Source organism: Massilia sp. 9I (genome assembly GCF_902506415.1).
GTDB lineage: Bacteria > Pseudomonadota > Gammaproteobacteria > Burkholderiales > Burkholderiaceae_D > Telluria.
The window spans coordinates 3,537,757-3,562,415 of record NZ_LR733275.1 but is presented as its reverse complement, the minus strand read 5'-3'; the positions used below and the strand labels follow the sequence as shown (position 1 = coordinate 3,562,415).

Here is a 24,659-nt window from a genome sequence, read left to right as displayed (position 1 = left end):
TATTAATGACGGGTCTTGTCGCGGGCTTCGACGTCGATGGTCGACTTGTCGGCGACCTGTTGCGGCGGCTGGGTGGTCGACTGGGCCGCGTTGGCCTTCTCTTCTTCGCCTTTCACGCCATCCTTGAAACCCTTTACGGCTTTACCGAGGTCGCCACCGATATTGCTGATTTTCTTGGTGCCAAAAATCAGCATCACGACGACTAGGACAATCACCCAGTGCCAAATACTCATCGAACCCATTTTTATCTCCTAGCAAGACGCTTCGTGCGCCTGTAAATCGGGAAAGCGTACGTTTCAGTATACGCCAAGCGGACGCATTGCCCCATAAATTGCCCGCATTAAAAGTTTACTTGAGCTCTGGTAACAATCAGGTGCCCAGGCCGCGCCACGGACGCTTGCCGCCGTACACATGCAGGTGCAGGTGGTAGACCTCTTGGCCCCCGTCTGGACCGGTATTGATCAGGGTCTTGAAACCGCCGCTGCGTCCGCCATTGCCGTCCGACTTGATTGCGACACCGTGCTCTTCGGCCAGCTTCGGCGCCAGCGCCAGCATCTTGCCCAGTACGGCGGCGTGCTCCATGCCGCAGTCCGAGAGGGTGTCCACGTGCTGCTTCGGGATCACCAAGAGGTGCACCGGGGCGGCCGGGTTGATGTCCTTGAACGCCAGCACGTCATCGTCTTCGTAGACGACGCTGGCCGGGATCTGCTTGGCGACGATCTTGCAAAAAATGCAGTTGTCCATCTTGTCTCCGTTACAGCATTCTGAATAAAGAGCCCGTGCATCCTACCGGCGGTACATGACACCGGCATGACGGCGAATGCCTGATTATGACACCGCCAAGCCGCATGGCAAGCATGAGCAAGTGCCTACTCCTTGCGCGCTGCCTTCTCGTCGATCCCGGACACGCCTTCGCGCCGCGCCAGCTCGTCGATCACCTGCTGCGGCGTCAAGCCGAACTGGGACAGCAGCACCATGGTATGGAACCAGAGGTCGGCGGTTTCGTACAGGACCTTGGAGGCGTCGCCCGAGACGCGTGCGTCCTTGGCGGCCATCACGGTCTCGGTGGCTTCTTCGCCGATCTTTTTCAGGATGGCGTCGTCGCCCTTGCTGAACAGCTTGGCGACGTAAGAGGTGGCGGGGTCGCCGCCGGCTGCCGGCTTGCGCGACTCGATCACGGCCGCGACGCGGGCCAGGATGTCACTCATGGGTTTTCTTTTGTGCGGAGTAGATGGTGTCGGGGTCCTGCAGCACGGGTTCCACCGCCTGCCAGTCCTCGCCGTCGAATTTCTGGAAGAAGCAGGAGTGGCGCCCGGTGTGGCAGGCGATGCCGCCCTTCTGCTCGATCTTCAGCAGCACGACGTCTTCGTCGCAGTCCAGGCGCATCTCCAGTACCTTCTGTGTGTGGCCGGACTCTTCGCCCTTGTGCCACAGCTTCTTGCGCGAGCGGCTCCAGTAGACGGCTTCGCCCAGCTCCACCGTTTTCGCGAGCGCCTCGCGGTTCATCCAGGCGAACATCAGAATGTCGCCGCTGGCCGCTTCCTGGGCAATCACCGGCACCAGGCCGTGTTCGTCCCAGCGCACCTTGTTGAGCCATTTTGCATTGGTCGGCATGTTCACTCCAGGCGCATCGGGATGCCGCGCTCCGCCATGAAGCGCTTGGCCTCGCCGACCGTGTGCTGCCCGTAGTGGAAGATGCTGGCGGCCAGCACCGCATCGGCGTGGCCTTCGAGGATGCCGTCAGCCAGATCCTGCAAGCCGCCCACGCCGCCCGAGGCGATCACGGAAATGCCGACCGCGTCGGACACGGCGCGGGTCAGGCCGAGGTCGAAACCGGACTTGGTGCCGTCGCGGTCCATCGAGGTGAGCAGCAGTTCGCCGGCGCCGAGCGACTCCATCTTCTGCGCCCATTCGACCGCGTCGAGGCCGGTCGCGTTGCGGCCGCCATGGGTGAAGACTTCCCATTTGCCGGGCGCGACCTGCTTGGCGTCGATCGCCACCACGATGCACTGCGAACCGTGCTTCTGCGAGGCGTCGAACACCAGCTGCGGGTTGGTGACGGCCGAAGTGTTCATGGACACCTTGTCGGCGCCGGCATTGAGCAGGCGCCGCACGTCCTCGACCTTGCGCACGCCGCCACCGACGGTGAGCGGGATGAACACGGTCGAGGCCACGGCTTCGATGATCGGCAGGATCAGGTCGCGGCCGTCGCTGGAGGCGGTGATGTCGAGGAAGGTGATCTCGTCGGCGCCTTGCCCGTCATAGCGGCGCGCGATCTCGACCGGGTCGCCGGCATCGCGCAGCTCGGTGAAATTGACGCCCTTGACCACACGGCCACCGGTGACGTCGAGGCAGGGGATGATGCGTTTTGCGAGCATAGAATTCTTTGCGTTGGCGCTAATTCGTCGTTCCCGCGAAGGCGGGAACCCAATTTCTGCGTGCGTATCGGCAGCTCATGCAAACTTGGATCCCCGCCTACGCGGGGATGACGGCCCAGAGGGCGGTGGTGCTAAGCACCTGAACCTTACGCCTGCGCTCCTTCAGTCAGTTCATCCGCGCGTTCCTGCGCCGAAGCCAGGTCCAGCGTGCCTTCGTAGATCGAACGGCCGCAGATCACGCCTTCGATGCCTTCGTCCTGCACCGCGCACAGCGCTTCGACGTCGGCCAGGTTGTGCACGCCGCCCGAGGCGATGATCGGAATCCGCACGGCTTGCGCCAGCTTGACGGTGGCTTCGATGTTCACGCCGGCCATCATGCCGTCGCGGCCGATGTCGGTGTAGACGATCGATTCGACGCCGTAGCCTTCGAATTTCTTGGCCAGGTCGATGACCTCGTGGCCCGACATCTTGCTCCAGCCGTCGGTGGCGACCTTGCCGTCCTTGGCGTCCAGGCCGACGATGATCGAGCCCGGGAAAGCGCCGCAGGCGTCGTGCAGGAAGCCCGGGTTCTTCACGGCGGCGGTGCCGACGATGATGTAGGTGATGCCGTCGTCCAGGTAGCGCTCGATGGTGTCGAGGTCGCGGATGCCGCCGCCCAGCTGGACCGGGATCTCGTCGATGCCCATCTCTTCGGCGTAGTCCTGCACGGTCTTCAGGATGGCCTTGATCGCTTCCTCGTTCTTCGGCTTGCCGGCGAACGCGCCGTTCAGGTCGACCAGATGCAGCCGGCGCGCGCCCTTCTTCAGCCAGTGCAGCGCCATGTCGGCAGGGTCTTCGGAGAATACGGTGGCGAGGTCCATGTCGCCCTGTTTCAGGCGAACGCAGTGACCGTCTTTCAGGTCGATGGCAGGGATCAGCAGCATGGTCGTTGTCGGTTGGTTGACGGCGGATTAAGGATAAAACTCACGGGTTCCAGTGAATGAAATTGCGATACAGGCGCAGCCCGGCGGCGGCGCTCTTCTCGGGGTGGAACTGGGTGGCGACCAGGTTGTCGCGCGCGACGGCGCAGGCGTACGCGCCGCCGTAGTCGGCTTCGCCGATGGTGTCCTGGGCATGCTCCGGCGCGGCGTAATAGCTGTGCACGAAGTAGAAATAACTGCCGTCCTCGACGCCTTCCCACAGCGGGTGGGATCGGGTCTGGCGCACGCGGTTCCAGCCCATCTGCGGCACCTTGAAACGCGAGCCATCGGCTTGCCGCTTGCCGTCCAGCTGGAAGCGCACCACGCGGCCCGGCAGCAGGCCCAGGCCCGGCGTGCCCTCGTTCTCTTCGCTCTCGTCGAACAGCATCTGCTCGCCGACGCACACGCCCATCACCGGGCGCGTCTTCACGGCGCGCAGCAGAGCGTCCTCGGCGCCGGATTCGCGCAGGCTGCGCATGCAGTCGCGCATCGCGCCCTGCCCCGGCAGCACGATGCGGTCGGCGGCATCGATGTCTTCAGCCTTGTTCGACACCAGGATGTCGGCCTCGGGCGCGGCAGCGCGCAGCGCCTGCGCGACCGAGCGCAGGTTCCCCAGGCCATCGACCACTACAATCTTGTTCGTCATGGTGGTCTGCTTACAGGCTGCCTTTGGTCGAAGGAATGATGCCGGCGGCGCGCTCGTCCAGGGTGGTGGCCATGCGCAGCGCGCGGCCGAACGCCTTGAACACGGTCTCGCACTGGTGGTGCGCGTTCACGCCGCGCAGGTTGTCGATGTGCAGGGTCACGCCGGCGTGGTTCACGAAGCCGCGGAAGAATTCGCCCGTCAGGTCGACGTCGAAAGTGCCGATCATGGCGCGGGTCCAGGGAATGTGCATTTCGAGGCCCGGACGGCCCGAGAAGTCGATCACCACCCGCGACAGCGCTTCGTCGAGCGGCACGTAGGAGTGGCCGTAGCGCACCATGCCCTTCTTGTCGCCGACGGCCTTGGCCACTGCCATGCCGAGGGTGATGCCGGTGTCCTCGACCGTATGGTGGGCGTCGATGTGCAGATCGCCGACGGCTTCGACTTCGAGGTCGATCATGCCGTGGCGCGCGATCTGGTCGAGCATGTGGTCGAGGAAGGGGACGCCAGTGTTGAGCTTCTGGCGGCCGGTGCCGTCGAGGTTGATCGAAACGCGGATTTGCGTTTCGTTGGTATTGCGCGTGATGTCGGCGGTGCGGGTCATTGCGAGTGCTCGTCGGTGCGTGGTCCTCCGTGTGGAGGAAACGCTGCTATAGGGACGCTTTCAGGGCATTCAGGAATGCGGTGTTTTCTTCGGGAGTGCTGACCGTGACGCGGATGCAGTTGGCCAGCATCTTGTCCATTTTACCTAAATTCTTGATCAGCACCTTTCCGTCGCGAAGTTCCGAACAGACCTTGTCGGCATCCGGCACGCGCATCGAGATGAAATTCGCGGCCGATGGAAACACTTCGACTCCCGGCAACGCCGCCAGTTCGCCGGCCAGGCGGCTGCGTTCAAGGTTCAGCAACTCGGCCTGGCTGTCGAGCACGTCGAGGTGGTCGAGCGCGAACTCGGCCGCCACCTGGGTCAGCACATTGACGTTGTAGGGCGGACGCACCTTCTCGAACTGCTCCAGCAGCTTGGGGTCGCCCGACAGGTAGCCGAGGCGGATGCCGGCCAGGCCCAGCTTGGACAGGGTGCGCATCACGACCAGGTTCGAAAATTCCGGCAGGCGGCCCATGAAGCTCTTCCTGGCGAAAGGCTGGTAGGCCTCGTCCACCACCGCGATGCCGGTCTCGCCCAGCGCGCGGATGATCGCGACCATGTCGTCCGCATCGAACAGGTTGCCGGTCGGGTTGTTCGGATAGGCCAGGAAGACCAGCGCAGGCTTGTGCTCGTCGATCGCGGCCAGCATGGCGGGCAGGTCGAGCGAGAAGTCGGGCTTGACCGGCACGCCGACGAAATCGGCGCCTGCGAACTGGGCCGAGCGCGCGAACATCACGAAGGCCGGGGTCGGCGCCATGACGACCGCCTTCCTGTCCTGACGGGCGATGGCGGTGGCCATGATCGAGATGAGCTCATCCGAGCCATTGCCGAGCAGGACGTCGTAGCCGGCCGGGACGCCCAGGCCCGCGCAGATCTTCTGCTTGAGCGTGGCGTAGGAAGCGACCGGGTAGCGGTTCAGCGCGGCATCGGCCAGGCGCTGGCCCAGTACGGCGCGCAGGCCTTCCGGCAGCTGGTAGGGGTTCTCCATCGCGTCGAGCTTGATGTAGCCGCTGGCATCCGGCACGAAGTAGCTGGCGATGTTGCGCACGTCCGCGCGGATGGTGTGTTCGATCAGCTTGTCGATGCTAGTCATGCTGGTTCCTCGTTCAGGGGCGCGTTCTTGGCCGCGCTTTTGCGTTTCTTCGCTCCTGCAACCGGTACCTCGGGCGCCGCCAGGCGCTCGCGGATGATGTCGCAGTAGGCGGGATTCAGTTCGAAGCCGGTGAAATGGCGCCCGGCCTGGCGCGCGGCGATGGCCGTGGTGCCGCTGCCCATGAAGGGGTCGAGCACGACGCCGCCCGCCGGGCAGGAAGCCTTGACCATGCGCTCGATGATCTCGAGCGGCTTCTGGGTCGGGTGGTCGGCGCGTTCCGGATGCTCGCGGTGCAGGCGCGACACGCTCCACACGTCCTTCGGGTTGTAGCCCACTTCCAGCCACTTGGCGCCGATGAAGATCGAGCGCGAGCGCGCCTTCTTGGTCTCGGCGTCGTAGGGGATGCGCACGGCATCCAGATCAAAATAGTAGTCCTTGCGGTTCACGAAAAACCCAATGGTGTCGTGCACCGACGAGAAGCTGCGCACGCTGCCGCCCATCGAGGGCACGCGGCGGTCCCAGATGATCTCGTTCATCATCGTCATGCGCTTTTTCAGCATGACGAAGATCTCCGGCGCGAAGCGCCAGGTCAGGAAGATGTACAGGCTGCCGTTGGCTTTCAGCTTGGGCAGCGCGGCGTCGATCCAGCGCTCGGTCCAGTCCAGGTATTCCTCGACGCCCTGCTGGTCGGAAGCGTTGCCGTAGTTCTTGCCGAGGTTGTAGGGCGGGTCGGTCAGGATCAGGTCGATGGAAGCGTCCGGGATGCGCGCCAGGCCCGTCAGCGCATCCTCGCAGAACACCTGGTCGACCCAGCCCGTCATGACTTCGGACTCAAAGGCTGAATTCTCAACTCTGCACTGCGGGCGTGCGCCTGCAGGCCTTCGCCATAGGCCAGTTCGGCCGCCACCTTGCCGAGCGTCTGGGCGCCCTGCTCGCTCACCTGGATTACCGACGAACGTTTCTGGAAGTCGTAGACACCGAGCGGCGACGAAAAGCGCGCGGTGCGCGAGGTCGGCAGCACGTGGTTCGGGCCGCAGCAGTAGTCGCCCAGCGACTCGGACGAGAAGCGGCCGAGGAACATGGCGCCGGCGTGGCGGATCCGGTCGGCCCATGTCAACGGGTCTTCGGCCGAGATCTCGAGGTGCTCGGCGGCGATCGCATTCGCGATGCTGCACGCTTCTTCCATGTCGCGCACTTTCACCAGTGCGCCGCGGTCGCTCAGCGAGGTCGTGATCGTGGCGGCGCGCGGCATGGTGGGCAGCAGCTTGTGGATGCTTTGCTCGACGCGCGCGATGTAGTCCGCGTCCGGGCACAGCAAAATCGCCTGGGCCAGCTCGTCGTGCTCGGCCTGCGAGAACAGGTCCATCGCCACCCAGTCCGGGTCGGTGGTGCCGTCGCACAGTACCAAGATTTCCGACGGACCGGCAATCATGTCGATGCCCACCACGCCGAACACGCGGCGCTTGGCGGCGGCCACGTAGGCATTGCCGGGGCCGACGATCTTGTCGACGGCGGGAATCGTCTCGGTGCCGTAGGCGAGCGCGCCCACGGCCTGGGCGCCGCCGATGGTGATAACGCGGGTAACGCCGGCGATCGCAGCGGCAGCCAGCACCATCTGGTTCTTCACGCCGTCCGGGGTCGGCACCACCATCACGATTTCCTGCACGCCGGCTACCCGAGCAGGAATCGCGTTCATCAGCACCGACGACGGATAGGCGGCCTTGCCGCCCGGGACGTAGATGCCGACGCGGTCGAGCGGCGTCACTCGTTGGCCCAGCACGGTGCCGTCAGGCTCGGTGAAGGTGAAGCCGTTCAGTTCCTGCTTCTGGCGCTCGTGAAACACGCGGATGCGCTCAGCGGCGGTGCGCAGCGCAGTGCGCTGGGCGTCGGGGATCGCCGCCAGCGCCGCGTCGAGTTCTTCCTGCTGGATGTCGAAGGCGGCCATCGACGACGCCCCGCCGTTCGGGATGCGGTCGAACTTGTTCGTGTACTCCAGCACGGCAGCATCGCCACGCTGCTTCACGTCTGCCAGGATCTTCGCGACGCTCGATTCGATGGCGTCGTCGGTCTCGGCCTCGAAGGTCAGCAGCGCATCGAGGGTCGGTTTGAAATCGGGTGCGGTGGAGTCGAGCTTGCGGATCTGTACTGCCATGTTTCTTCAGCCTTGTTGTGAGGAAGGGTCCGCCCCGGCGGCCCGTTGGAAGGCGTCGAGAATCGGTTGCAGGCGCTCGCGCTTGAGCTTGAGCGCTGCCTGGTTCACCACCAGGCGCGAGGAGATGTCCATGATCTTTTCGACTTCGACCAGGTTGTTGGCGCGCAGGGTGCCGCCGGTCGAGACCACGTCGACGATGGCATCCGACAGGCCGACCAGCGGCGCCAGTTCCATCGAGCCGTACAGCTTGATCAGGTCGACGTGCACGCCCTTGCTCGCGAAGTGCTCGCGCGCGGTGTTCACGAACTTGGTCGCCACGCGCAGGCGCGCGCCCTGGCGCACCGCGGTCTCGTAGTCGAAGCCGGCGTTCACTGCCACCGACATGCGGCAGCAGGCGATGCGCAGGTCGATCGGCTGGTACAGGCCTTCGCCGCCATGCTCGAGCAGCACGTCCTTGCCGGCCACGCCGAAATCGGCGGCGCCATGCTGCACATAGGTCGGCACGTCGCTGGCGCGCACGATCAGCACGCGCACGCCCGGGTCGTTGGTCGGCAGGATCAGCTTGCGCGAGGTTTCCGGATTCTCGGTAACGGTAATCCCCGCGCTTGCTAACAGCGGCAGGGTGTCTTCGAAGATGCGGCCCTTGGACAGCGCCAGGATCAGCCCGGGCTCGCCGGTTCTAGTCAGAGTGGGACTCATTTTTCCATTACTTGATGCGGACGATGTCGGCGCCAACCGCCGACAGCTTCACTTCCATGCGGTCGTAGCCGCGGTCGAGGTGGTAGATGCGGTCGACCAGGGTCGTGCCTTCGGCCGCCATGCCGGCGATGACGAGCGACGCCGACGCGCGCAGGTCGGTTGCCATCACCGGTGCGCCGACCAGGCGGTCCACACCCTTGATGAAGGCGGTGTTGCCCTCGGTGGAGATCTGGGCGCCGAGGCGGTTCATCTCCTGCACGTGCATGAAGCGGTTCTCGAAGATGGTTTCGGTGACGCGGCTCGAACCATCGGCCAGGATGTTCACGGCCATGAACTGGGCCTGCATGTCGGTCGGGAAGCCCGGGTATTCCGTGGTCCGGAAGGAGACCGGGTGCGGGCGGCCATCCATGCGGGCGCGGATGGTGTCGGCGCCGACGTCGAGCTGCAGGCCGATCTCGCGCAGCTTGTCGAGCGCGACATCGAAGATGTCGGTGCGGGTGTTGCGCAGCAGGATGTCACCACCGGTGGCCGCCACCGCGCACAGGAAAGTCGCGGCTTCGATGCGGTCTGAAATCACTGCGTGTTGTGCGCCGTGCAGCGCGTCGACGCCCTGGATCACCAGGCGGTCGGTGCCGATGCCCTCGATCTTCGCGCCCATCGACGCCAAGAGATTGGCCAGGTCGGTCACTTCCGGTTCGCGCGCGGCGTTTTCCAGCACGGTCTCGCCTTCGGCCAGCGTTGCCGCCATCAGGAGGTTCTCGGTGCCGGTGACGGTGATCATGTCGGTGTGGATGCGCGCGCCCTTGAGCTTCCCGTTCGATTTCGCGTGGATGTAGCCGCCTTCGATCGTGATCTCGGCGCCCATCTGGCGCAGACCCTTGATGTGCTGGTCGACCGGACGCGAACCGATGGCGCAGCCGCCCGGCAGCGAGACCTTGGCTTCGCCGAAGCGCGCCAGCAGGGGCCCCAGCACCAGGATCGAGGCGCGCATGGTCTTCACCAGTTCATACGGCGCTTCCAGCGAGGTGATGTTGGCGCCGTTGAGCGTGACGCGCTCGTCGTCCTGGGTGACCTTCAGGCCGGTCTGCTCGAGCAGCTTGAGGATGGTGCGCACGTCGTGCAGGCGCGGCACGTTCGACAGTTCGAGGTCGCCGCCCGTCAGGAGGCCGGCGCACAGGATGGGCAGTGCGGCGTTCTTGGCGCCGGATACCGGGATTTCGCCGTTCAGGCGCTTGCCGCCAACGATCTGGAGCTTGTCCATGCTTAGCCTCCGTATTCTTCGGGAGTGAGGGTTTTCATCGACAGCGCGTGGATTTCTTCGCGCATGCGGTCGCCGAGCACGGCGTATACGAGCTGGTGGCGCTGGATCGGGCGCTTGCCGGCAAAGGCTGGCGACACGATGACGGCGGTGAAATGCTGGCCGTCGCCTTCGACCTGAAGGTGGGTGCAGTCGAGGCCATTGCTGATGTAGCTGTGGATCAGTTCGGGTGTGGTCGCCACTGGGTAACTCCGGTGAATTCTTTAATGACGCACTCAGTGGCGTAACTTGTAGCCACGTTTGAGCATATTGATCGCAATGGTCGCCAGCACCACCAGGAACACCGACACGATGGCCAGGCTGGTCCAGGGCGAGACGTCGGACTTGCCGAAGAACCCATAGCGGAACCCGTCAATCATATAAAAGAACGGGTTGAAATGCGAGACCGCCAGCCAGAAGGGCGGCAGTTTTTGGATGGAATAGAACACCCCGGCCAGGAAGGTGGCCGGCATGATCAGGAAGTTCTGGAAAGCCGCCAGCTGGTCGAACTTCTCGGCCCAGATCCCGGCGATCACGCCCATGGTGCCGAGAATGGCCGCGCCCAGGAAGGCGAACACCACGATCCACAGCGGCGCCACGAAGCTCAGGTGCGCAAACCAGGCCGTGATCACGAACACGCCGAAGCCGACCGCCAGCCCGCGCAGGATCGAAGCGGCGATGTAGGCCGACAGGATCTCGGCATGCGACAGCGGCGGCAGCAGGATGAATACCAGGTTGCCTGTGATCTTGGACTGGATCAGCGAAGAGGACGAGTTGGCGAAGGCGTTCTGCAGCACGCTCATCATCACCAGGCCGGGAATCAGGAAGGCGGTATAGCTGACGCCCTCCAGCATCTCGACGCGGCCGTCCAGCACGTGGCCGAAGATCAGGAGGTAGAGCATGGCCGTGACCACCGGCGCGGCGATGGTCTGGGTCGCCACCTTCCAGAAGCGCAGCGACTCTTTATAGAACAGGGTGCGGAAACCCACGGAGAACAGGTTCATTGCGGGCCTCCCGGTTGCTTGTCACCGACCACCTGCAGGAAGATGTCTTCCAGGTCGGCCTGCTCCAGCTGCATCTCGTCGATCACGGCGCCGCCCGCGCGCAGGCTGGCCAGGATCGGCTCGACTTCATTGACGTCGTTGACGCGTAGGGTGTAGCGGTTGCCGTTGGCGTGTTCGTCGTGCGAGACCAGGTGGCGCAGCCCTTCCGGCAGGTCGCCGCTCTTCAGGTGTACCACCAGCTGGGAGCCCGACACGCGGCGCAGCAGCGCCGACATGGTGTCCAGCGCCACCACTTCGCCCAGCTTGAGCATGGCGACGCGCTGGCACATGGCCTGGGCTTCCTCGAGGTAGTGGGTGGTCAGGACCACGGTGTGGCCTTCGCGGTTCAGGCGCGAGATGAACTTCCACAGGGTCTGGCGCAGTTCGACGTCGACGCCGGCGGTCGGCTCGTCCAGCACGATCACCGGCGGCTTGTGCACCAGCGCCTGGGCCACCAGCACGCGGCGCTTCATGCCGCCCGACAGGGCGCGCATGTTGACGTCGGCCTTGTTGGTGAGATCCAGGTTGTGCATCACCTCGTCGATCCAGGCATCGTTGTTCCTGATCCCGAAGTACCCCGACTGCAGGCGCAGCGTCTCGCGCACCGTGAAGAAGGGATCGAACACCAGCTCCTGCGGCACCACCCCCAGGCGCTTGCGCGCTTCGCGGAAGTCGCTCACCACGTCGTGGCCGTGGATCTTGACGCTGCCGACGTCCGGGCGGATCAGGCCGGCGATGGTGGAAATCAGGGTCGTCTTGCCGGCGCCGTTGGGGCCGAGAAGGCCGAAGAACTCGCCTTCCTCGATGGTCAGGGAAACGCCCTTGAGGGCCTTGAAGCCCTTGTAGCTTTTCTCGACGCTGCTAATCTGGATCGCTGTCATTCTTGTTGGGAGTGGCGGCGCGGGCGCGCCAAAGCCGTGCGGGTGAAACGGCCCATTATAGGTGAAATCAGAAATGCAAGAGGCCGGCGGAGAATTCGGCGGAAGGGAATCGCCGGGCCCGGCCATGGCGGCCGGACCCGGGAAGGCAGATCAGGAGTGCGGAAGCAGTCCGTCCACGCCATACAGCGCGGCCAGCTTTTGCACGTTTTCCGGAACGTTGACGAAGCTGAGGCGCTGATTGGCGGCGCGCGCACGGCGCTGCCATGCCAGTAGCACCGCTACGCCGGACGAATCGGCGGCGCTGACGCCGGCCAGGTCGAACACGGTTTCGCCGGCGGCGATCGCAGCAACGCCCTGCTCCAGCGCGCCGCGCGCGCTGTGGAAGGTCAGGGCATCGAGCGAGAGCATCGGATTGGCTTCGGCCATTACTTCGGCGCCTTCAGCGGCTTGGAAGCCAGCTGCTGGTTACGCTCGGCCAGGCTCTTGATCAGGCCATCGACGCCGTTCTTGCTGATCTGGCTGGCGAAGGTGCCCTTGTAGGTCTCGACCAGCCAGGCGCCCAGCACGTTGATGTCGTAGATCTTCCAGCCCTGCGGGCCGTTGGCCAGGCGGTAGTTCAGGGTGATCGGCTCGCCGCGGGTGACGTTCACCTGCGAACGCACCTCGACGTCGGTGGCGCCGGCTTCGGCGCGCATCGGCTTGAACTCGACGGTTTCGTTCTTGATGGTGGAGAGCGCACCCGAGTAGGTGTAAACCAGCAGGGTGGTAAATTCCTTGGTCAGCGCTTTCTGCTGCTCAGGAGTGGCCTGGCGCCAGAAACGGCCGGCGGCCTGCTGGGTCATCTTTTCGGCATCGACGTGCGGCAGGATCTTGGAGTTCACCAGGTCCATGATCTTGTTGCGGTTGCCGGCCTGGATGTCCTTGTCGGCCTTGACGGTGTCGATGACGTCGGCGCTGATGCGCTTGACCAGCGCGTCCGGTGCTTCGGCGGCGATGGCCGAGGTGGCAAAAGCGATGGTGGCGGTAGCGGCTGCAATCAGTTGAATGACTGGTTTCATGTGTCGGTTTCCTTATCGATGGGACGCGCCGTGCAAAGGCCGGCGCGGCATTCCCCGGTTAACTCTTCTTACTGCTTCTCGGATGACACCGGTTGTGTAACCGTTTGTGAGCTGGCCGGCTTCTCTGCCGGCTGCTCTGCCGGCTTTTCGGCCGGCTTCTCTGCAGGCTGCTCGACGGCCTTGCCTGCCGGATCGGCTGCCGGCTCGGCATTGCTGGTCGCGCCATCGGCCGGTGCGTCGGCATCGTCTGCCGCGCGCGGCACATTGCCGTCGTAGACCTGGCTCTGGCGGCGCTGCATGTAGCCGTCGCGAATGAACTCGTAGCGGTCCAGGGCGGCGTCTTCCAGCAGGCTGGACGCGTCCAGCAACTGGGCGCGCTTGTCGACGATGCGCACGGCGCCGCCGATGTTGCGCCAGTTCTTCGGCTGCTTGTACTTCCAGATATCGCCACCTATGTCGGCAGGCAATGCCGCGGTGTCACGCACCGTAGATGGGCCCAGGATCGGCAACATCACAAAGGGACCGCTCGGCACGCCCCACACGCCCAGGGTCTGGCCGAAATCTTCGTTGTGTTTCGGGATGCCGGCTTCCGAAGCGATGTCGAGCAGGCCGAAGATGCCGAAGGTCGAGTTGACGGCGACACGGGTAACATCGCCCATGCCTGCCTGGCCCTTGCCCTGCAGCAGGTTGTTGACGGCGCTCCAGGCATCTGACAAGTTGCCGAAGAAGTTGCTCACGCCGGTTTGCACGAAGCTCGGCGTCACTTTCTTGTAAGCAGTAGCGGTCGGCTTCAGCACGGTGCGGTCGACCGTATCGTTGAAGCCGAACACGGCGCGGTTATAGCCTTCCAGCGGATCCTGCGGGTTGCGCGTGGTCGCGCAGCCGGTCAGCAGCAGGGCGGCGGCGGCAAACGCCAGTCCTTGCATGCGGCCGGGAGTACGGTGCGTGTGCTTCATTCACTACCTTCCTTTCCTTCGGCGGCCTTGCTATAGATAAATTGGTTAATCAGGTCTTCGAGCACCGTGGCCGACTGGGTACGGTTGATGCGGTCGCCGTTGACCAGGGTCTGGGTGTCGCCGCCCGGCTCGATGCCGATGTACTGCTCGCCCAGCAGGCCAGCGGTCAAGATCTTCAGCGAACTGTCTTTCGGGAATTTATATCCTGGCTCCATATCGAGGCGCACGAGCGCCTGGTAGGTCTTGTCGTCGAAAGTGATTTCACCCACGCGGCCGACCACCACGCCGGCGCTCTTGACCGGCGCCTGCGGCTTGAGGCCGCCGATGTTGTCGAACTTGCCGGTCACGGCGTAGGTCTTGCTGAACGAAATCGTGCTCATGTTGCCGGCCTGCAGGGCCAGGAACAGCAGCGAGGCCACGCCCAGCAGGACAAACAGGCCAACCCAGACGTCGATAGTTTTGCGATGCATACGAATACCCTAGTAGATCTTATTACTTGTTGAACATCAGTGCGGTCATGATGAAGTCCAGGCCCCAGACCATCAGCGACGCGATGACGACGGTGCGCGTGGTGGCGCGCGACACGTCCTCGGGGGTCGGCTTGGTCTGGTAACCCTGGAACAGCGCCGTGAACGTGACCGCGATACCAAAGATAAAACTTTTCAAGACACCGTTCAGTACGTCAGCGCGCACATCCACGCCGGACTGCATCTGCGACCAGAACGCGCCTTCGTCGACGCCGATCAGCTGGACGCCGACCAGGTAGCCGCCGAACACGCCGACGGCCGAGAACACGGTGGCCAGGATTGGCATGGCAATCACGCCGCCCCAGAAACGCGGGGCCAGTACGCGTTGTACCGGATTGATTGCCATCATTTCCATGGCGGACAGCTGTTCGCCCGCTTTCATCAGGCCGATCTGGGCCGTGAGCGAGGTGCCGGCGCGGCCGGCGAACAGCAGCGCGGTCACCACCGGGCCCAGTTCGCGCACCAGCGCCAGCGCCACCACCTGCCCCAGCGCCTGCTCGGCGCCGTACTGGTTCAGGGTGTAATAGCCCTGCAGGCCCAGCACCATGCCGACGAACAGGCCGGAGACGATGATGATCACCAGCGAATAGTTGCCGATGAAGTGGATCTGTTCGGAAATCAGGGCCGGGCGCTTGAAGGCCCCGGGCGAGACGCCGAGTAGGTTGAAGAAGGCGCGCGTGGCGAAGCCGACGCTGGCGATGGCTTCGCGCACGTTGCGGCCGATGCTTTCCAGGAAGCGGCTGATCATTTGCGCACTCCCAGCCCGAGGTCGTCAGCCAGCGACTTGCCCGGATAGTGGAAGGGCACCGGGCCGTCCGGCGCGGCGTGGACGAACTGCTTCACGTAAGGGTCTTCCGAGACGCGCAGATCGTCCGGCGTGCCTTCCGCAACGATCTTGCCTGCCGACATGAAATACACATAGTCCGCGATCGCAAAGCACTCGTGCACATCGTGCGAGACCAGGATCGAGGTCGAGCCGAGGGCGTCGTTCAGGTTGCGGATCAGGTTGGCGGTCACACCCATCGAGATCGGATCCAGGCCGGCGAAAGGCTCGTCGTACATGATCAGTTCGGGGTCGAGGGCCACGGCGCGCGCCACGGCCACCCGGCGCGCCATGCCGCCCGAGATCTCGGCCGGTTTCAGCTTGTGCGCATTGCGCAGGCCGACGGCGTTGAGCTTCATGAGGACCAGGTCGCGGATCAGCTCTTCCGGCAGGTCGGTGTGCTCGCGCAGCGGGAAGGCGACGTTGTCAAACACTGACAGGTCGGTGAACAGAGCGCCGAACTGGAACAGCATGCCCATGCGGCGGCGCAGGCGGTACAGGCCTTCGGTATTCAGTTGGTGCACGACTTCGCCGCCGACGCGCACTTCACCGCGCTGCGGACGTATCTGCCCGCCGATCAGGCGAAGCACCGTCGTCTTGCCACAGCCGGAGCCGCCCATGACGGCGACGAGCTTGCCGCGTGGAAAGTCCATACGGAGGTTCGACAGGATGGAACGCTCTCCGTACGCAAAGTGCAGATCGCGGATTTCGACTAGGTTCGACACAGCGTGATTGATATTTGGGTAATCCGTTATTGTAGTGCAGAAAGCTAAACCCTCGCTTGAGGTGCCCCATTTTCGGGCCGCTTCCACGACGTACCGTTACAACAAAACTAACTAACGAGTCAGCTATTCCGATTCGTAAGCGCTTGTTTTTTAAGAGATATGTATGTCTAGCAAAATACGATTTGTTGAATTATATCAACAAATACCCCGGATCAATAATTATACATTTACGGATGTATCTTTTTAATTGCGTGTCATTTCGGGCATGTGATGCACTGCAATAAGACTGAGCATACGAATATTGCTCGGCTTGTCATTGTGCGGACGCGCACATAAGTGCGTCGGTAAGCAGTAAATACCGCGTCATTGTTGGACACTGCCCACACTATGTGGAGACAGCAATAAAAAAGGCGGCCGAGGCCGCCTTGATCGAGTGAATGGGCTTCAGCGCGGCAGTACCGAACTTCCCATCAGGAACTCGTCAACCGCGCGCGCGCATTGACGGCCCTCGCGGATCGCCCACACCACCAGCGACTGGCCGCGGCGCATGTCGCCCGCCGTAAACACCTTTGCCTTCGAGGTCTGGTAGGAGCGCTCGCCTTCGGTCGTGGCGCGCGCATTGCCGCGGGCATCCTTCTGCACGCCGAAGGCGTCCAGGACGTTCTGCACCGGCGACACGAAGCCCATGGCCAGGAACACCAGGTCGGCCTTCATCTCGAATTCCGAGTCCGGCACTTCAACCATCTTGCCGTCTTTCCACTCGACGCGGCAGGCAATCAGTTTCTCGACCTTGCCGCCCTTGCCTTCCAGGCGCTTGGTCGCCACCGCCCAGTCGCGCTGGCAGCCTTCCTCGTGCGAGGACGAGGTGCGCAGGCGGGTCGGCCAGTAGGGCCAGACCAGCGGCTTGTTTTCCTGCTCCGGCGGCATCGGCATCAGTTCGAACTGGGTGACGGAGGCGGCGCCGTGGCGGTTCGAGGTGCCGACGCAGTCGGAACCGGTATCACCGCCGCCGATCACGACCACGTGCTTACCCGTCGCCTTGATCTGGTCCTTGAGCTTGTCGCCGGCATTGACCCGGTTCTGCTGCGGCAGGAAGTCCATCGCGAAGTGCACGCCCTTCAGTTCGCGCCCCGGGACCGGCAGGTCGCGCGGCTGCTCGGCGCCGCCGGCCAGCACGACCGCGTCGAAGTCCTTTTCCAGGTCTTCCGGGAAGATGGTGTCGCGCGCCATGTTGCTGACCGTGGCCGGGAAGTCCTTGCCGACCAGGACGCTGGTGCGGAAGGTGACGCCCTCCGCCTGCATCTGCTCCACCCGGCGGTCGATCAGGCCCTTTTCCATCTTGAAGTCGGGGATCCCGTAGCGCAGCAGGCCGCCGATGCGGTCGCTCTTCTCGAACACGGTCACGTCGTGGCCGGCGCGCGCCAGCTGCTGGGCCGCGGCCAGGCCGGCCGGGCCGGAGCCGATCACGGCGACCTTCCTGCCCGTCTTGACGGCAGGAGGCTGCGGCACGATCCAGCCGTGTTCCCAGCCGGCGTCGGCGATCTTGCGCTCGATCGACTTGATGCCGACCGGGTCGTTGTTGATGCCGAGCGTGCAGGCCGACTCGCACGGGGCCGGGCAGATGCGGCCGGTGAACTCGGGGAAGTTGTTGGTCGAGTGGAGGTTTTCCACGGCGGCGCGGTAGTTGCCGTGGTAGACCAGGTCGTTCCAGTCCGGGATCATGTTGTTGACCGGGCAGCCCGTGTTACAGAAAGGGATGCCGCAATCCATGCAGCGTGCGCCCTGCACCTTGGCCTGGCCATCGGTCAGGGTCAGCACGAATTCCTTGTAGTTCTTGACGCGATCCGTCGGCTCGAGGTGGCCCTCTTCCTGCCGTTCGAATTCCATGAAGCCGGTAATTTTGCCCACGTTGTTTTCCTTTTGTCCGTCAGAGTCGCCACTGGCTCCTCCGCCGTCATCCCGGCGAAGGCCGGGATCCAAGTTTGCTGGCGTATCGTCTGCTCATGCAGAACTTGGGTCCCGGCCTGCGCCGGGACGACGTTGTTTAACTGTGTCGATTAAGCAGCCAGTTCGATCTTGTCGTTCGCCTCTTCCATGCTCGAGTTATGCATCTCCTCGAGGGCGCGCTTGTAGTCGGTCGGGAAGACCTTCACGAACTTGCCGCGGCTGTTGGCCCAGTCGTCCAGCAGGTTGCGCGCGCGGGTCGAACCCGTGTGCTTGAAGTGGCGTTCGATCAGGCGGCGCAGGATGACCTCATCCGACTCGCGCTCGCCATCGCGGGTCTGGCTGTGCCAGCCGGCCTTGTCGCCCTGCTGCTTGGTGGTGAGCACGGGCTCAAGATTGACCATCGTCGTATTGCACTTGGCCTCGAACTCGCCCTTCGGGTCGTACACGTAGGCGACGCCGCCCGACATGCCCGCCGCGAAGTTGCGGCCGGTCTCGCCCAGCACCACCACGGTCCCGCCGGTCATGTATTCGCAACCGTGGTCGCCGCAGCCCTCGACCACGGCAACCGCGCCCGAGTTACGCACCGCGAAGCGCTCGCCTGCCACGCCGTTGAAGAAGGCTTCGCCGGAGATCGCGCCATACAGCACGGTGTTCCCGACGATGATGTTGTCCACCGCCCAGCCGCGGAACTCGGTGTTCGGACGCACGATGATGCGGCCGCCCGACAGGCCCTTGCCGACGTAGTCGTTGCCTTCGCCGACCAGGTCGATCGTGATGCCGGCCGCCAAGAAGGCCGCGGCCGACTGGCCGGCGGTGCCTTGCAGCTGGATGTGGATGGTGTCGTCCGGCAGGCCGGCATGGCCGTAGCGCTTGGCCACTTCGCCCGACAGCATGGTGCCCACGGTGCGGTTCAGGTTCTTCACCGGGGAGATGAAGGACACGCGCTCGCCCTTCTCCAGCGCGGCCTTGGCCTGGGCGATCAGCTTATGGTCCAGCGCGCGGTCCAGGCCATGGTCCTGGCCGTCGGTGTGGAACAGGGCGCGCGGCGAATCCGTCTTCGGCTGGTAGAAGATGTTCGAGAAGTCCAGGCCCTGCGCCTTCCAGTGCTGGACGGCCTTGGCCTTGTCCAGCAAGTCGGTGCGGCCGATCAGTTCGTCGTAGCTGCGGATGCCCAGCTGCGCCATGATCTGGCGCGCTTCTTCGGCGACGAAGAAGAAGTAGTTCACCACGTGTTCCGGCTTGCCCTGGAACTTGGCGCGCAGTTCCGGATCCTGGGTCGCGACACCGACCGGGCAGGTATTCAGGTGGCACTTGCGCATCATGATGCAGCCTTCCACCACCAGCGGTGCGGTGGCGAAGCCGATTTCATCGGCGCCCAGCATGGCGGCGACCACCACGTCGCGGCCGGTGCGCATCTGGCCATCGGCCTGGACACGGATGCGGCTGCGCAGGCCGTTGAGCACCAGCGTCTGCTGGGTCTCGGCCAGGCCCAGCTCCCATGGGGTGCCGGCGTGCTTGACCGAGGACAGGGGCGAGGCGCCGGTGCCGCCATCGTGGCCGGCGACCACCACGTGGTCGGCCTTGGCCTTGGAGACACCCGCGGCGACGGTGCCGATGCCGACTTCCGACACCAGCTTCACCGAGATCGAAGCGTTCGGGTTGGCGTTCTTCAGGTCGTGGATCAGCTGCGCCAGGTCTTCGATCGAATAGATGTCGTGGTGCGGCGGCGGCGAGATCAGGCCCACGCCCGGCACCGACACGCGCAAGGACGCGATGTACTCGGTCACCTTGTGGCCCGGCAGCTGGCCGCCTTCGCCCGGCTTGGCGCCTTGCGCCATCTTGATCTGGATTTGATCGGCCGATGCCAGGTATTCGGCGGAGACGCCGAAGCGGCCCGACGCCACCTGCTTGATCTTCGAGCGCAGCGAGTCGCCCTCTTCCAGCGGGATGTCGGCCACCACGCGGTCCGAACCCAGGATCGAGGCCAGGGTCTCGCCCTTGGCGATCTTGATGCCCTTGAATTCGCCCATGTAGCGGCGCGGGTCTTCGCCGCCTTCGCCCGTGTTCGATTTGCCGCCGATACGGTTCATGGCGATCGCTAGCGTGGCGTGGGCTTCGGTGCTGATCGAGCCGAGCGACATCGCACCGGTGGCGAAGCGCTTGACGATGTCCTTGGCCGGCTCGACTTCTTCCAGCGGGATGGCCTTGGACGGATCGATCCTGAATTCGAACAGGCCGCGCAGGGTCAGGTGACGGCGGCTCTGGTCGTTGATGATCTGCGCGTATTCTTTATAGGTGCTGTAGTTGTTGGCGCGGGTCGAGTGCTGCAGCTTGGCGATCGCGTCCGGGGTCCACAGGTGGTCTTCGCCGCGCACGCGGAAGGCGTATTCGCCGCCGGTATCGAGCGCGTTGGCCAGCACCGGGTCGTTGCCGAAGGCGAGCGAATGCAGGCGCAGTGCTTCTTCCGCCACTTCAAACAGGCCAATGCCCTCCACCGTCGACGAAGTGCCGCGGAAGTACTTGTCGACCAGCGACTTGTTCAGGCCCACGGCTTCGAAGATCTGGGCGCCGCAGTAGGACATGTAGGTCGAGATGCCCATCTTGGACATCACTTTCATCAGGCCTTTGCCCACCGCCTTGGTGTAGTTGGTGATCGCCTTGTCGGCGTCCATCTCGTGCGGCAGGTTGTGCGCGAGCTCCGCCAGGGTCTCGAGCGCAAGGTAGGGGTGGACGGCTTCCGCGCCGTAGCCGGCCAGCAGGGCGAAGTGGTGGGTCTCGCGCGCCGAACCGGTTTCCACCACCAGGCCGGTGGACGCGCGCAGGCCGCGCCCCACCAGGTGCTGGTGGATGGTGGACGTCGCCAGCAGCGCCGGAATCGCGACCTGTTCGCTCGAGAGGTTACGGTCCGAGACGATCAGGATGTTGTGGCCCGACTTGACCGCATCCACCGCTTCCGCGCACAGCGAGGCCAGGCTCGCTTCGATGCCTTCCTTGCCCCAGGCGACCGGATAGCAGATGTTCAGCTCATACGACTTGAACTTGCCGCCGGTGTGCAGGCTGATCGAGCGCAGGCGCGCCATGTCGTCGAAGCCGAGGACCGGCTGCGAGACCTCCAGGCGCATCGGCGGATTGACGTTGTTGGTGTCGAGCAGGTTGGGCTTGGGTCCGATGAAGGAGACCAGCGACATGACCATGCTTTCGCGGATCGGGTCGATCGGCGGGTTGGTCACCTGCGCGAACAGCTGCTTGAAGTAGTTATACAGGGGTTTGAGCTTGTTCGACATCACCGCCAGCGGCGAGTCGTTGCCCATCGAGCCGGTGGCTTCCTCGGCCAGCACCGCCATCGGCGCCATCAGGAACTTCAGGTCTTCCTGGGTGTAGCCGAAGGCCTGCTGGCGATCCAGCAGCGCGATCGGGGCTTTCTCGCCTTGCGCATCCTTGGCGCGGTGCTGTGCCAGCTGCGATTCGGACAGCTTGATCTCGTTGAGCTTGATGCGCACCGACTTGATCCAGGCCTTATACGGCTTGGCGTTCGAGTAGGTGTCCTTGAGTTCCTTGTCGTCGATGATGCGGCCGGCTTCCAGGTCGATCAGGAACATCTTGCCCGGCTGGAGGCGCCACTTCTTGACGATGCGCGATTCCGGGATCGGCAGCACGCCCGACTCGGAGGCCATGACCACCAGGTCGTCCTCGGTGATGACGTAGCGCGCCGGACGCAGGCCGTTGCGGTCCAGGGTGCCGCCGATGTGGCGGCCGTCGGTGAAGGCCATGGCGGCCGGGCCGTCCCAGGGTTCCATCATCGCGGCGTGGTATTCGTAGAAGGCGCGGCGGTTGTCGTCCATCGACGTATGGTTTTCCCAAGCTTCCGGGATCATCATCATCATCGCCTGGGCGACCGGGTAACCGGCCATCACCAGCAGTTCGAGCGCATTGTCGAAGCAGGCGGTGTCGGACTGGCCTTCGTAAATCAGCGGGAACAGCTTGCCGAGGTCTTCGCCCAGCACGGCGGACTTGAGCATGCCTTCGCGCGCGCGGGTCCAGTTGAAGTTGCCCTTCACGGTGTTGATTTCGCCGTTGTGCGCGATCAGGCGGTAGGGGTGGGCCAGCGGCCATTCCGGGAAGGTGTTGGTCGAGAAGCGCTGGTGCACCAGGGCGAGCGCGGAGATGCAGCGCGGGTCCTGCAGGTCCTTGTAGTAGACACCGACCTGGTCGGCCAGCAGCAGGCCCTTGTAGACGATGGTGCGGGCCGACATCGAGGGAACGAAGAACTCCTTGCCGTGCAAGAGCTTGAGGGCCTGGATCGCGTGGCCGGAGGATTTGCGGATCACGTAGAGCTTACGTTCGAGCGCGTCGGTGACCATGATGTCCGGGCCGCGGCCGATGAAGATCTGGCGGATCACCGGTTCTTTCTTCTTCACGAAGGGCGACATCGGCATGGTCTCGTCGACCGGCACGTTGCGCCAGCCGAGCACGACCTGGCCTTCGATGCGCACGGCGCGTTCGATTTCCTGTTCGCAGGCGATGCGCGAGGCGTGCTCTTTCGGCAGGAACACCATGCCGACGCCGTACTCGCCCGGAGGCGGCAGCTCGACACCCTGCTTGGCCATCTCGTCGCGGAAGTACTGGTCCGGGATCTGGATCAGGATGCCGGCGCCATCGCCCATCAGCGGATCGGCGCCGACGGCGCCGCGGTGGTCGAGGTTCTTCAGGATCTGCAGGCCCTGCTCGATGATCGAGTGGCTCTTGTTGCCCTTGATATGGGCGATGAAACCGACGCCACAGGCATCGTGTTCATTGGCGGGATCGTACAAACCTTGGGCAATCATGAGGCAATCTCCACAACTTTATCGGGGGTTGAGGACCGAGAATAGTGCAACGCAACACGAACGGCAACAAGAATAATTAGGGTCAGAGTCAAATTGTTTGACAACTTTTTCGATTCGCGATTAATTGGGGACAGAGTCAAATCAAGTTAGCCTTCGGACAGTATTTCAATAGTAAGTCCTTGATTTTATTGCTTGATTTCTGCCTGCCTCAGGAGATTGATGTCTAGGCTGGAGAGGCGAGAAATGGGGTGGAAGCAAGCGCTGAGTAAAAAAACGGCACGAAAAATCGTGCCGTTGATCGATTGACGTACTTCAGGCTGCCGGAAGCGGAGGAATCGGTTCGCGGAAGGGTCGGCCGCGCTTGGCGGGGAGGATCTGGCGCTTCGTCCTGCGCTCGAGCTCGGCCTTGAAGGCATCCGAACCCAGGGGCTGGTTCTTCAGCACCGAAGTGGTCACGAAATCGACTTCGTCCTGCGGAATGCCCTGCATCACCAGGTCGGTGTAGGCCGCTTCGCGCTGGAAGGGCGTATTGCCGAGGCCCCAGAAGAGCAGGTGGTCGGTGACCAGCCCGTCAGTGCGCACGCCGGTGTGATGGGCGTAGCTCGACCACGGGTAGTCCAGCGGGCCCGCGACCAGGCCGGCGCGCACCGGATTGAGCTCGATATAGCGGCTGCAGGCCAGGAAATAGCGCTCGGTATCGATGAGCGAGGTGCGGAAACGCCCTTCGAACAGGCCGCCGGTGCGTTCGTACTTGTTATTAAACCAGGGAACGTAGAAGCGGCCGACCTTCTGCATCATCAGCGCCAGGCCGACGTTGTCGGAGGGCGTCGCGAGCAAATGTATGTGATTGGGCATGAGCACATAGGCATGAATCGCCACCTCGTAGAAGCGCGCGGCCTCCTTCATCCACGCCAGGAAACGCTGGTAATCAGCCTCTTCGCGGAAGATCGGCTGGCGGTTGTTACCGCGCTGGATGACGTGGTGCGGCTGGTTCGGGATGATGAGTCGGGGAAGGCGTGCCATGGCGTGCTCAAAAGTTGAGCAGGCATTTTAGCTGAGAAATTTTACTCTGTCCCCAATTAATCTCAAGGGCGGCAAAAATATGGCTGACTCTGTCCCCAATTATCAGAAATGCCGTTTTATTGTGCAGCCATGCTCACTGTCGATGAGCAATTGCCCAATAATTCGACACTGACCCTAATTATCCACTGGGCTATTGGCCAATAATTCGACTCTGACCCTAATTGGAAGTGGGCCGGTTATGGGCAATTGCTCAATAATTCGACTCTGACCCCATTTAGGGGTTAATTGATTGCGGGTCAGGCGAGGGTGAAGCCGGCGGAGAGGCTGTAGCCTTCGCCGTAGGCGCTGCGCAGGGGGAGGTCCTGGCCGAGGCCGGAGCGGGCTTTCTTGCGCAGGCGGTAGACCAGCATGTCGACCCGGCGGCTGGCGTCGGGATCCTCGCCGCCCATGCCGGCGACGATCACGTGGCGCGGGACCGGGCGGGTGTTGATTGTCAGGAGGTGCAGGAAGTTGCACTCCTTTTCGGTCAGGTCGATCACCTTGCCGCCCAGTTCGAGCTGGCGGGCGCTCACGCGCAGGGTCCACTTGCTCGGGGCCGGCGCCGGGTCGGCGGGACGCACCCGGCGGTCCAGGGCTTCGATGTGCGCGGCCAGTTCGGGGAACTTGATCGGCTTGGTCAAATAATGATCGGCGCCCAGGCGCAGGCCGAGGATGCGGTGGTCGAATGCGACGCGGCCGGTCAGCACCAAGAGGCCGATCTCGGGATACAGCTGGCGCATCCGCGGGATGACATTGAACCCATCCTCGTCCGGCAGGCCGAGGTCGAGGACGACGACTGCGGCCGGCGTGCGCGTCAGCGCTGCCCACATTTCGCTCGCGGTCTTGGCAATGCTGACTTCATGGTCCAGTTCCCGCAGGAACTCGGCCATGTCGTCGGCGTATTCGCCATTGTCTTCAACAATCAGTATCTGCGTCATGTATTG

General features: G+C 63.7%; 26 protein-coding genes. All 26 read right to left on the bottom strand.

The annotated features are described in order from the left end of the window. Positions 1-2: 2 nt before the first annotated feature. Entirely contained in the window at positions 3-242 is a 240-nt protein-coding gene (gene tatA / locus GV068_RS16000; RefSeq protein WP_159699809.1) for a Sec-independent protein translocase subunit TatA, read from the bottom strand. A 127-nt stretch (positions 243-369) separates the two neighbouring features. Next, positions 370-744, bottom strand: coding sequence for a histidine triad nucleotide-binding protein (locus GV068_RS15995; RefSeq protein WP_159699806.1), 375 nt, complete (start codon positions 742-744; stop codon positions 370-372). Positions 745-869: 125 nt separating this feature from the next. Further along, the gene (locus tag GV068_RS15990) at positions 870-1,208 is read right to left on the bottom strand and encodes a phosphoribosyl-ATP diphosphatase (protein ID WP_159699803.1); all 339 of its coding nucleotides are present in this window, start codon (positions 1,206-1,208) and stop codon (positions 870-872) included. Further along, positions 1,201-1,614, bottom strand: a complete 414-nt coding sequence (hisI, locus tag GV068_RS15985; RefSeq protein ID WP_159699800.1) for a phosphoribosyl-AMP cyclohydrolase — start codon at positions 1,612-1,614, stop codon at positions 1,201-1,203. The genes GV068_RS15990 and hisI overlap by 8 nt, the downstream gene beginning before the upstream one ends. 2 nt (positions 1,615-1,616) lie before the next feature. Further along, positions 1,617-2,378 (bottom strand): imidazole glycerol phosphate synthase subunit HisF, encoded by a 762-nt coding sequence (gene hisF / locus GV068_RS15980; protein WP_159699797.1) that lies wholly within the window; start codon positions 2,376-2,378, stop codon positions 1,617-1,619. A gap of 146 nt (positions 2,379-2,524) precedes the next feature. Beyond that, on the bottom strand, positions 2,525-3,301 hold the full coding sequence (gene hisA, locus GV068_RS15975) for a 1-(5-phosphoribosyl)-5-[(5-phosphoribosylamino)methylideneamino]imidazole-4-carboxamide isomerase (protein ID WP_159699794.1): 777 nt from the start codon (positions 3,299-3,301) through the stop codon (positions 2,525-2,527). Positions 3,302-3,341: 40 nt separating this feature from the next. After that, positions 3,342-3,983 carry an imidazole glycerol phosphate synthase subunit HisH gene (hisH, locus tag GV068_RS15970; protein WP_159699791.1) on the bottom strand — a complete coding sequence of 214 codons (642 nt, stop codon included), beginning with the start codon at positions 3,981-3,983 and terminating at the stop codon, positions 3,342-3,344. Positions 3,984-3,993: 10 nt separating this feature from the next. Continuing rightward, on the bottom strand, positions 3,994-4,584 hold the full coding sequence (gene hisB, locus GV068_RS15965) for an imidazoleglycerol-phosphate dehydratase HisB (protein ID WP_159699788.1): 591 nt from the start codon (positions 4,582-4,584) through the stop codon (positions 3,994-3,996). A 46-nt stretch (positions 4,585-4,630) separates the two neighbouring features. After that, a complete protein-coding gene (hisC, locus tag GV068_RS15960) occupies positions 4,631-5,719 on the bottom strand; it encodes a histidinol-phosphate transaminase (protein ID WP_159699785.1) in 1,089 nt (362 codons plus the stop codon). Continuing rightward, complete coding sequence (locus tag GV068_RS15955; protein ID WP_159699782.1) at positions 5,716-6,540, bottom strand: site-specific DNA-methyltransferase; 825 nt, start codon at positions 6,538-6,540, stop codon at positions 5,716-5,718. Before GV068_RS15955 ends, hisC begins: the two co-directional genes overlap by 4 nt. After that, positions 6,537-7,871 (bottom strand): histidinol dehydrogenase, encoded by a 1,335-nt coding sequence (gene hisD / locus GV068_RS15950; protein WP_159699779.1) that lies wholly within the window; start codon positions 7,869-7,871, stop codon positions 6,537-6,539. The genes GV068_RS15955 and hisD overlap by 4 nt, the downstream gene beginning before the upstream one ends. Before the next feature lie 6 nt (positions 7,872-7,877). After that, the gene (hisG, locus tag GV068_RS15945) at positions 7,878-8,570 is read right to left on the bottom strand and encodes an ATP phosphoribosyltransferase (RefSeq protein ID WP_159699776.1); all 693 of its coding nucleotides are present in this window, start codon (positions 8,568-8,570) and stop codon (positions 7,878-7,880) included. A gap of 7 nt (positions 8,571-8,577) precedes the next feature. Continuing rightward, on the bottom strand, positions 8,578-9,831 hold the full coding sequence (murA, locus tag GV068_RS15940; RefSeq protein WP_159699773.1) for a UDP-N-acetylglucosamine 1-carboxyvinyltransferase: 1,254 nt from the start codon (positions 9,829-9,831) through the stop codon (positions 8,578-8,580). Between the two features lie 2 nt (positions 9,832-9,833). Next, the gene (locus tag GV068_RS15935; protein ID WP_159699770.1) at positions 9,834-10,070 is read right to left on the bottom strand and encodes a BolA family protein; all 237 of its coding nucleotides are present in this window, start codon (positions 10,068-10,070) and stop codon (positions 9,834-9,836) included. A gap of 33 nt (positions 10,071-10,103) precedes the next feature. Next, the gene (locus GV068_RS15930) at positions 10,104-10,871 is read right to left on the bottom strand and encodes an ABC transporter permease (protein ID WP_159699767.1); all 768 of its coding nucleotides are present in this window, start codon (positions 10,869-10,871) and stop codon (positions 10,104-10,106) included. Further along, complete coding sequence (locus tag GV068_RS15925) at positions 10,868-11,791, bottom strand: ABC transporter ATP-binding protein (RefSeq protein WP_159699764.1); 924 nt, start codon at positions 11,789-11,791, stop codon at positions 10,868-10,870. The genes GV068_RS15930 and GV068_RS15925 overlap by 4 nt, the downstream gene beginning before the upstream one ends. Positions 11,792-11,941: 150 nt before the next feature. Further along, positions 11,942-12,217 (bottom strand): lipid asymmetry maintenance protein MlaB, encoded by a 276-nt coding sequence (locus GV068_RS15920; RefSeq protein ID WP_159699761.1) that lies wholly within the window; start codon positions 12,215-12,217, stop codon positions 11,942-11,944. Next, positions 12,217-12,849, bottom strand: a complete 633-nt coding sequence (locus GV068_RS15915) for a phospholipid-binding protein MlaC (RefSeq protein ID WP_159699758.1) — start codon at positions 12,847-12,849, stop codon at positions 12,217-12,219. The genes GV068_RS15920 and GV068_RS15915 overlap by 1 nt, the downstream gene beginning before the upstream one ends. Positions 12,850-12,917: 68 nt before the next feature. Further along, positions 12,918-13,805, bottom strand: coding sequence for a VacJ family lipoprotein (locus GV068_RS15910; RefSeq protein ID WP_201303301.1), 888 nt, complete (start codon positions 13,803-13,805; stop codon positions 12,918-12,920). After that, entirely contained in the window at positions 13,802-14,275 is a 474-nt protein-coding gene (mlaD, locus tag GV068_RS15905; RefSeq protein ID WP_159699755.1) for an outer membrane lipid asymmetry maintenance protein MlaD, read from the bottom strand. Before mlaD ends, GV068_RS15910 begins: the two co-directional genes overlap by 4 nt. Before the next feature lie 22 nt (positions 14,276-14,297). Next, entirely contained in the window at positions 14,298-15,080 is a 783-nt protein-coding gene (mlaE, locus tag GV068_RS15900; RefSeq protein WP_159699752.1) for a lipid asymmetry maintenance ABC transporter permease subunit MlaE, read from the bottom strand. Then, entirely contained in the window at positions 15,077-15,880 is an 804-nt protein-coding gene (locus GV068_RS15895; protein ID WP_159699748.1) for an ABC transporter ATP-binding protein, read from the bottom strand. The genes mlaE and GV068_RS15895 overlap by 4 nt, the downstream gene beginning before the upstream one ends. Positions 15,881-16,324: 444 nt before the next feature. Next, entirely contained in the window at positions 16,325-17,788 is a 1,464-nt protein-coding gene (locus GV068_RS15890; protein WP_159699745.1) for a glutamate synthase subunit beta, read from the bottom strand. 149 nt (positions 17,789-17,937) lie between these two features. Then, positions 17,938-22,653, bottom strand: coding sequence for a glutamate synthase-related protein (locus GV068_RS15885; protein ID WP_159699742.1), 4,716 nt, complete (start codon positions 22,651-22,653; stop codon positions 17,938-17,940). A 312-nt stretch (positions 22,654-22,965) separates the two neighbouring features. Further along, complete coding sequence (locus GV068_RS15880; protein ID WP_159699739.1) at positions 22,966-23,676, bottom strand: transposase; 711 nt, start codon at positions 23,674-23,676, stop codon at positions 22,966-22,968. A gap of 296 nt (positions 23,677-23,972) precedes the next feature. Then, positions 23,973-24,653 carry a response regulator transcription factor gene (locus tag GV068_RS15875; protein ID WP_159699736.1) on the bottom strand — a complete coding sequence of 227 codons (681 nt, stop codon included), beginning with the start codon at positions 24,651-24,653 and terminating at the stop codon, positions 23,973-23,975. Positions 24,654-24,659 lie beyond the last annotated feature (6 nt).

Excerpts from the sequence above, each read along its gene's own strand:
- tatA (WP_159699809.1), bottom strand. The coding sequence starts at position 242 with ATGGGTTCGATGAGTATTTGGCACTGGGTGATTGTCCTAGTCGTCGTG.
- GV068_RS15995 (WP_159699806.1), bottom strand. The coding sequence starts at position 744 with ATGGACAACTGCATTTTTTGCAAGATCGTCGCCAAGCAGATCCCGGCC.
- GV068_RS15990 (WP_159699803.1), bottom strand. The coding sequence starts at position 1,208 with ATGAGTGACATCCTGGCCCGCGTCGCGGCCGTGATCGAGTCGCGCAAG.
- hisI (WP_159699800.1), bottom strand. The coding sequence starts at position 1,614 with ATGCCGACCAATGCAAAATGGCTCAACAAGGTGCGCTGGGACGAACAC.
- hisF (WP_159699797.1), bottom strand. The coding sequence starts at position 2,378 with ATGCTCGCAAAACGCATCATCCCCTGCCTCGACGTCACCGGTGGCCGT.
- hisA (WP_159699794.1), bottom strand. The coding sequence starts at position 3,301 with ATGCTGCTGATCCCTGCCATCGACCTGAAAGACGGTCACTGCGTTCGC.
- hisH (WP_159699791.1), bottom strand. The coding sequence starts at position 3,983 with ATGACGAACAAGATTGTAGTGGTCGATGGCCTGGGGAACCTGCGCTCG.
- hisB (WP_159699788.1), bottom strand. The coding sequence starts at position 4,584 with ATGACCCGCACCGCCGACATCACGCGCAATACCAACGAAACGCAAATC.
- hisC (WP_159699785.1), bottom strand. The coding sequence starts at position 5,719 with ATGACTAGCATCGACAAGCTGATCGAACACACCATCCGCGCGGACGTG.
- GV068_RS15955 (WP_159699782.1), bottom strand. The coding sequence starts at position 6,540 with ATGACGGGCTGGGTCGACCAGGTGTTCTGCGAGGATGCGCTGACGGGC.
- hisD (WP_159699779.1), bottom strand. The coding sequence starts at position 7,871 with ATGGCAGTACAGATCCGCAAGCTCGACTCCACCGCACCCGATTTCAAA.
- hisG (WP_159699776.1), bottom strand. The coding sequence starts at position 8,570 with ATGAGTCCCACTCTGACTAGAACCGGCGAGCCCGGGCTGATCCTGGCG.
- murA (WP_159699773.1), bottom strand. The coding sequence starts at position 9,831 with ATGGACAAGCTCCAGATCGTTGGCGGCAAGCGCCTGAACGGCGAAATC.
- GV068_RS15930 (WP_159699767.1), bottom strand. The coding sequence starts at position 10,871 with ATGAACCTGTTCTCCGTGGGTTTCCGCACCCTGTTCTATAAAGAGTCG.
- GV068_RS15925 (WP_159699764.1), bottom strand. The coding sequence starts at position 11,791 with ATGACAGCGATCCAGATTAGCAGCGTCGAGAAAAGCTACAAGGGCTTC.
- GV068_RS15920 (WP_159699761.1), bottom strand. The coding sequence starts at position 12,217 with ATGGCCGAAGCCAATCCGATGCTCTCGCTCGATGCCCTGACCTTCCAC.
- GV068_RS15915 (WP_159699758.1), bottom strand. The coding sequence starts at position 12,849 with ATGAAACCAGTCATTCAACTGATTGCAGCCGCTACCGCCACCATCGCT.
- GV068_RS15910 (WP_201303301.1), bottom strand. The coding sequence starts at position 13,805 with ATGAAGCACACGCACCGTACTCCCGGCCGCATGCAAGGACTGGCGTTT.
- mlaD (WP_159699755.1), bottom strand. The coding sequence starts at position 14,275 with ATGCATCGCAAAACTATCGACGTCTGGGTTGGCCTGTTTGTCCTGCTG.
- mlaE (WP_159699752.1), bottom strand. The coding sequence starts at position 15,080 with ATGATCAGCCGCTTCCTGGAAAGCATCGGCCGCAACGTGCGCGAAGCC.
- GV068_RS15885 (WP_159699742.1), bottom strand. The coding sequence starts at position 22,653 with ATGATTGCCCAAGGTTTGTACGATCCCGCCAATGAACACGATGCCTGT.
- GV068_RS15880 (WP_159699739.1), bottom strand. The coding sequence starts at position 23,676 with ATGGCACGCCTTCCCCGACTCATCATCCCGAACCAGCCGCACCACGTC.
- GV068_RS15875 (WP_159699736.1), bottom strand. The coding sequence starts at position 24,653 with ATGACGCAGATACTGATTGTTGAAGACAATGGCGAATACGCCGACGAC.